The sequence below is a fragment of the Kitasatospora sp. NPDC058048 genome (assembly GCF_042885555.1).
Classification (GTDB): Bacteria; Actinomycetota; Actinomycetes; order Streptomycetales; family Streptomycetaceae; genus Kitasatospora; species Kitasatospora lactacystinica.
Genome location: NZ_JBHVRT010000061.1, coordinates 39,467 through 45,466, shown reverse-complemented (window position 1 = coordinate 45,466; position 6,000 = coordinate 39,467). Strand labels below are relative to the sequence as shown.

At 75.2% G+C, this 6,000-nt stretch carries 8 protein-coding genes; 1 reads left to right on the top strand and 7 read right to left on the bottom strand.

Features of this window, described 5'->3' with window-relative positions; translation table 11 throughout:
• Positions 1 to 41 precede the first annotated feature (41 nt).
• The 4 genes from ACFVVA_RS39365 to ACFVVA_RS39350 all read right to left on the bottom strand — a co-directional run bounded on the left by ACFVVA_RS39365 (position 42) and on the right by ACFVVA_RS39350 (position 1,814).
• Complete coding sequence (locus ACFVVA_RS39365) at positions 42 to 920, bottom strand: hypothetical protein (protein WP_387695494.1); 879 nt, start codon at positions 918 to 920, stop codon at positions 42 to 44.
• Positions 921 to 966: 46 nt separating this feature from the next.
• A complete protein-coding gene (locus ACFVVA_RS39360) occupies positions 967 to 1,251 on the bottom strand; it encodes a DUF427 domain-containing protein (protein WP_387695493.1) in 285 nt (94 codons plus the stop codon).
• A 67-nt stretch (positions 1,252 to 1,318) separates the two neighbouring features.
• Positions 1,319 to 1,555 carry a DUF6296 family protein gene (locus ACFVVA_RS39355; protein WP_359912519.1) on the bottom strand — a complete coding sequence of 79 codons (237 nt, stop codon included), beginning with the start codon at positions 1,553 to 1,555 and terminating at the stop codon, positions 1,319 to 1,321.
• Positions 1,556 to 1,568: 13 nt separating this feature from the next.
• Entirely contained in the window at positions 1,569 to 1,814 is a 246-nt protein-coding gene (locus ACFVVA_RS39350; protein ID WP_387695492.1) for a DUF2277 domain-containing protein, read from the bottom strand.
• 199 nt (positions 1,815 to 2,013) lie between these two features.
• Here ACFVVA_RS39350 and ACFVVA_RS39345 point away from each other — a divergent pair, with 199 nt between their 5' ends.
• The gene (locus ACFVVA_RS39345; protein WP_387695491.1) at positions 2,014 to 3,207 is read left to right on the top strand and encodes an MFS transporter; all 1,194 of its coding nucleotides are present in this window, start codon (positions 2,014 to 2,016) and stop codon (positions 3,205 to 3,207) included.
• A 37-nt stretch (positions 3,208 to 3,244) separates the two neighbouring features.
• On the opposite strand, the gene ACFVVA_RS39340 is transcribed toward ACFVVA_RS39345, so the two are convergent.
• From ACFVVA_RS39340 to ACFVVA_RS39330, 3 genes are all read right to left on the bottom strand, one after another.
• Positions 3,245 to 3,763 (bottom strand): gamma carbonic anhydrase family protein, encoded by a 519-nt coding sequence (locus tag ACFVVA_RS39340; protein WP_359912510.1) that lies wholly within the window; start codon positions 3,761 to 3,763, stop codon positions 3,245 to 3,247.
• A 57-nt stretch (positions 3,764 to 3,820) separates the two neighbouring features.
• Positions 3,821 to 5,128, bottom strand: coding sequence for a serine hydrolase domain-containing protein (locus ACFVVA_RS39335; RefSeq protein WP_387695490.1), 1,308 nt, complete (start codon positions 5,126 to 5,128; stop codon positions 3,821 to 3,823).
• A 195-nt stretch (positions 5,129 to 5,323) separates the two neighbouring features.
• Positions 5,324 to 5,890: a DJ-1/PfpI family protein gene (locus ACFVVA_RS39330; RefSeq protein WP_359912504.1), complete on the bottom strand. Its 567-nt coding sequence runs from the start codon at positions 5,888 to 5,890 to the stop codon at positions 5,324 to 5,326.
• Between the last annotated feature and the right edge of the window lie 110 nt (positions 5,891 to 6,000).

Sequence of the window (6,000 nt, the reverse complement as noted above, 5' to 3'; positions counted from 1 at the left end):
GCCCGGGACCGGTCCCGGGCGCGCCGTCCTGCTCCTCGCCGCTACGGAGCCTTCCCGTCGGCCTCCACCGCCCCGCCCTTGGGTGCCGGCGCGGCCTCGGCCCAGTAGCCGCCGTCCGCCGGGCGGCGCTCGCGCAGGTCCGCCCGCACCTCGCCGGCCAGCCGGCGGGTGTCGCGGCGGTTCATGGTCGCGCCGATGCCGGCGCCGACCAGCAGCGGTATCACCGCCGGCAGGTGGCGCAGCGAGCTGCGGGTCAGCCGGCGGCGGACCTGCTGGCGCACCTCCGAGCTGATCGCCAGCGCGGCGAAGCCGGCGGGCCGCACCAGCAGGTTCGCGTCGATCCCCCGGCGGTTGGCCCAGGCGCCGAGGTAGGCGCCGGCCCGCTGGGTGGCACCGCCCTGCGCCGGAGTGCCGTAGACCTCGTGCAGCTCGGCGATCAGCTTGATCTCCACGGCCGCCACCGCGAGCGTCTCGGCGGCGATCTCCAGCGGCATCGCGGGCGGCACCGGCAGCATCGCCGCCGCGCCGACGCCCGCGCCGAGCGCGCTGGAGGCCCGGACGGCGCCGGTGACCAGCAGGTCGGCCAGCTGCTCCGGGAAGGCCGCGTCCGGGTGCTGCGCCCGCAGGGTGGCGAGGTCGCGCACCGGGATCCGGGGCGCGGTCCGCACCAGCTGTTCGGTCAGGGCCCGGCCGCCGTACGCGGCGCCCTTGGCCGTTCCCCTGGCGGCGGCCCGCCCGCCGTGGCCGAGCAGCCGGGCGGTGTGCAGCACCACGGTCCGGCCACGGCCGCGCTGCTTCGCGGCGTACTCGGCGACCGGGCCGACGGGCTGCTCGGACTCCTCGACCAGTTCGGCGAGCTGCTCGCTCAGATCCGGCTCGGGAGCCGGCCGGGAGCGGCCCGGCCTGCGGAAGACTGCCATGGGAACCCGGTGCCCCTTTCGCGACGACGGCACGGCCCTGGGCCGCTCACTCGGCGACCTCCACCCCGCGCCAGAAGGCGATCCGGCCGCGCACGTGCTCGGCCCCGGGCTCGGGGTCGGCGTAGAACCAGGCGGCGTCCGGGTTGGTCCGCCCGTCCACCTCCAGGGTGTGGTAGCCGGCGGTGCCCTTCCAGCCGCACACCGTGGTGGTGTCCGAGGGGCGCAGGTACTCGGCGCGCACCGCCTCGGCCGGAAAGTAGTGGTTGCCCTCGACGACGACGGTGTCGTCGCTCTCGGCGATGACGACGCCCTGCCAACTCGCTGTGGTCATACGGCGATTGTTCCCGACCACGGGTGACCTCACCCCTTCCCGGTTCCGGGCGGTCCAGCCGCGCCGGTCAGGTCAGCGGGTGGGCGTGCACCGGCACGTGGGGACTCTGGTGGCCGCCGCTGGCGAGCATCCGGACCTCGCCGGTGCCGCTGATCTCGGCCCGGACGATGCCGCTCTCGTCCTCGTACACCGGGTGGCCGCCCGGCCCGCTCGCGTCGGTGCGGGTGACCACCACGACATCCTGCGGGGCCTGGGTGCCCGGCGTCCCGGGGAAGGTGAGGGCGTAGCGCTCGGCGGGTTTCATCACACGCTCCTGCCTACCCGGCGGCCTCGGCCGGCACGGCGGCCCGCGTGTGCGGGCCGCGGACCTCCAGTTCCGCGAGCAGCCGGGCGGTGGCCTCCGCGACCGCCTCCACCGCCCGGTCGAAGGCCTCCCGGTTGTGCGCCGCGGGGGCGCGGAACCCGGACACCTTGCGGACGTACTGGAGCGCGGCGGCGTGGAAGTCCTCGTCGTCGGCGTCGGGCGTGACGGGGGGTCGCAGCGTCTTGATGTTGCGGCACATGCTCCCAGTCTCGCGCGCGGGAGCCGTGTCGGCGACCCCCTTTCGTCACACGCACCTCACAGCGCCGTCATCCGGCCGGATTAGGATGCCGGACGAACGAATTCGTCCCATCGCCGTGCCACCGCCGTCCCACCTCGGTTCCACCTTCGTCCCGCCGCGCGCTTCCCCGGTCCGTCGGCATCACTCCGGAGTCACCCCCTTGCCTCTCGCGCTGCTCGCGCTGGCCGTCACCGCGTTCGCCATCGGAACCACCGAGTTCGCCGCCATGGGGCTGCTCCCCCAGGTCGCCGACAGCCTCCACGTCTCCATCCCGCAGGCGGGCTGGCTGATCTCGGCGTACGCACTGGGGGTGGTGGTCGGTGCGCCGCTGCTGACCGCGCTGGCCGCCGGGCGGCCCCGCAAGGCGGTGCTGGTGGCGCTGGCCGGACTGTTCGCGACCGGCAACCTGCTGTGCGCGGTGGCGCCGGACTTCTGGACCCTGGCCGCCGCCCGGCTGATCACCGGGCTGCCGCACGGCGCCTTCTTCGGGGCGGGCGCGGTGGCGGCGGCCGAGCTGGTCGCACCGGACCGCCGGGCCCGGGCGGTGGCCGTGATGTTCTCCGGCCTGACCGTCGCCAACATCGTCGGCGTCCCGGCCGCGACCCTGCTCGGCCAGCACCTGGGTTGGCGGGCGACCATGCTGGTGGTCGTGCTGATCGCGGCCGCCGGGACGCTCGCCATCGCCCGGCTGGTGCCCGCGCTGCCCTCCTCCGGCCAGTCCGGGCTCCGGAACGAGCTGCGGGCCTTCCGCAGCGGGCAGCTCTGGCTGGCGCTGGCCACCGTGGTGTTCGGCTGCGGCGGCTTCTTCGCCTGCTACAGCTACATCGCCCCGCTGCTCACCAACGTCTCCGGCTACGCCACCGGCTCGGTGACCCTGGTGCTCGCGCTGTTCGGCGTCGGCATGACGATCGGCAACGTGCTGGGCGGGTTCGCCGCCGACCGGGCGCTGCGGCCCACCGTGTGCGCGGCCTTCGTGCTGCTCTCCGCCACCCTGGCGCTGTTCGCGGTGACCGCGCACGCCCGCTGGTCGGCGGCCGTCACGGTGGTGCTGATCGGGCTGTTCGGCTTCGCGATCGTGCCGGCCGTGCAGACCCTGGTGCTCCGGAAGGCGCGCAGCGCGCCGACCCTCGCCTCGGCGACGGTCCAGGGCGCCTTCAACCTGGCCAACGCCCAGGGCGCGTACTTCGGCGGGCTGGCGCTGGACGCCGGGCTCGGCTGGACCGCGCCGACGCTGGTCGGCGCGGTCCTGGCCGCCGCGGGGACGCTGATCGCGGTGCTCGCCTGGGTGGTCGACCGCCGCCGGCCCGCCCCCGTGGCGACGGAACCGGCGGCGGCCGCGATGACCGCGGTCTAGGGACAGGCTCCAGCGGGCCGGTGTCTCCCGGTGGGCCTCATATCTCCCGGTGGGCCTCGGCGAGCAGCTGGTAGCCGGCGCCGTTGGCCCTGATGCCCGCCTTCTCGTCCTCGGTCAGCTCCCGGCGGACCCTGGCCGGGACGCCGGCGACCAGCGAGCCGGGCGGGACGACCATGCCCTGCGGCACCACCGCGCCGGCCGCGACCAGCGAGCCGGTGCCGATCCGGGCGCCGTTGAGCACGGTGGCGTTCATGCCCACCAGCACGTCGTCCTCAACGGTGCAGCCGTGCAGCACGGCGTTGTGGCCGACCGAGATCCGCTCGCCGACCACCAGCGGGAAGCCGGGGTCGGCGTGCAGGGTGCAGTTGTCCTGGATGTTGCTGCCCGCGCCGACACTGATCGACTCGGCGTCGCCGCGCAGCACCGCGCCGTACCAGACACCGGCGCCGGCGGCGACGGTCACGTCCCCGACCACGACGGCGTTCGGCGCCACGAAGGCGCCCGGGTCGACGGCGGGCACCCTGCCCCCGACGGCGGCGATCAGCGGCTCTGCCATGTCTCGTCCTCCTGGTGACGGTGGGCCGTTCGCCCGCCGGTCAGCGTAGGGGGTCGGTCACGGCGCCGTGCGGGCGAGGTCGGTTCCGGCGGCCGCCGGCCGGGCTCCGCACAGCGCGGTCTCGATCACCTTGTTCCAGGCGGCGTTGACGGCGTCGTCCGGGGCGTCGTAGACGGTGGCGTTCGCGGCGAACTCGCGCCTGCCGTCCGCCGAGCCGAGCATCATCGTGCTGTAGCCGGGGATGCCGCCGGCGTGGCCCCAGAAGGAGCCGCAGGGGGTGTCCAGGCGCTGCAGGCCGAGGCCGTAGCTGCGGCCCTCGCCGTTGGCGGTGGTCTGCTGCATGGCGGCGAGTTCGGCCGGGCGCAGCAGGCGGCCGCCGAGCAGGGCGTCGAGGAAGGCGGTCAGGTCGGCCGTGGTGGAGACGCCGGCGCCGGAGGGGCCGGCCATCGAGGGGTTGAACAGGGTGACGTCCACCGGGCCGGTGTCGGCCTTGTAGTAGCCGTGGGCGTACCGGCCGGGGAGGAAGGGCGAGTCGCCGGGCATCCAGGTGCCGGTGAGGCCGAGCGGGCGGATGATCCGGCGGGTCACCTCCTCGTTCCAGCTGTGGCCGGTGAGCTTCTCGATGATCATCCCGATCAGGATGTAGTTGGTGTTGGAGTACTGCCAGTCCCGGCCGGGCGGGAAGGCGGACGGGTACCGGTTGGCGATGTCCACCAGGTCCTGGAGGCCGTAGTGCCGGAAGCGGCCGCCGTCGAGCCACTGCGGCCGCCGGAAGTCGAAGGCCTGGTCCTGGGTGTAGTCGGCGACGCCGCTGGTGTGGTTGAGCAGTTGCCGGACGGTGATCGCGGTGCTGTTGGGGACGACGCCCGGCAGCAGGCACTCCAGGCGGTCGTCGAGGTCCAGCCGGTGCTCGCCGACCAGTTGGAGCAGCGTGGTGGCGACGAAGGGCTTGGTGGCGCTGCCGATCCGGAAGGAGCCCCGGGGGTCGGCGGGCGCGCCGGTGGCGAGTTCGGCGACGCCGGTGGCGTTGCGCCAGACCACCCGGCCGTCCTGGCGGACGGCGGCGAGGGCGGAGGTCGCGTAGCCGGGGTCGGTCATCCCGGCGAGGGCGGCGTCGGCGGCCTCCCAGTCGGCGCGGCCCTTGGGGGTCGCGACGGCGCCGGCGCGGACGGCGGCGGAGCCGTGCGGGCCTCCGCACCCGGCGGCGGCCGGACCGGCGGCGGGCCGGGCGACGGCGGCGGGGGCGAGCGCGACCAGCAGGCCCGCGCCGACGGCGGCCGCGACGGCGGTGCGCAGGATCGGCCGGCGGCGCCCGGTGGTCGGCGCGGTCCGGGCGGTGAACGGAACGGTCGGGGCGGCGGTCATGCCGGCCTCCCTGGTCTGGGTCGTGGCAGAGTCGTCAACCGGAGCACCGGCCCCGAGTTCTGACACTCTGCCAGGCCTTCCGCCGCCGGTCCTCGGCCTGGGGGCGGGGTCCGACCCGGAGCGAACCCGGAACGGCCCCGGAGCCGTACCCCGAGCCGTCTCGGGGTGCGGCTCCGGGTACGGCTCCGGGTCGCGTCAGGCGAGCGGCGCCTTGGTGCGCAGGACCTCGACGAAGGCGCGCAGCCACCCCGGGTGGTCGGGCCAGGCGCGGGCCGAGACGACCGTGCCGTCCACCACGGCCTCGCCGTCCACGAACTCGGCGCCCGCCGCCTTGATGTCGGGGGCCAGTGCCGGGTAGGCCGAGGTGCGGCGGCCGTTCAGCACGCCGGCGGCGGCGGTGATCAGCGGGCCGTGGCAGATCTGGGCGACGGGCTTGTCCTCGGCGAAGAAGTGCTGCGCGATCCGCTGCACGTCCGGGTCGTTGCGCAGGTACTCGGGGGCGCGGCCGCCGGGGATGACCAGGGCCACGTAGTCGGCCGGGTCGACGTCGGCGAGGGCCACGTCGGCGGGCCAGGTGTAGCCGGGCTTCTCGGTGTAGGTGTCGAACCCCTCGACGAAGTCGTGCACCACGAACTGGAGGCGCTTCTTCGTCGGGGCCGCGATGTCGACCTGGTAGCCCTCCTCGCGCAGCCGCTGGTACGGGTAGAACACCTCCAGTGACTCGGCGGCGTCCCCGGTGACGAGCAGGATCTTCGATGTCATCGCCGACATCCCTCCACGTGGTCGAGCCTCAGGTCGGGTACGGGCCCCGGGCGGTGGCAGCCGGCCCGGGCCCGGTCCAACCTCCCGTACCGGGGTCACCGTTGGCAACG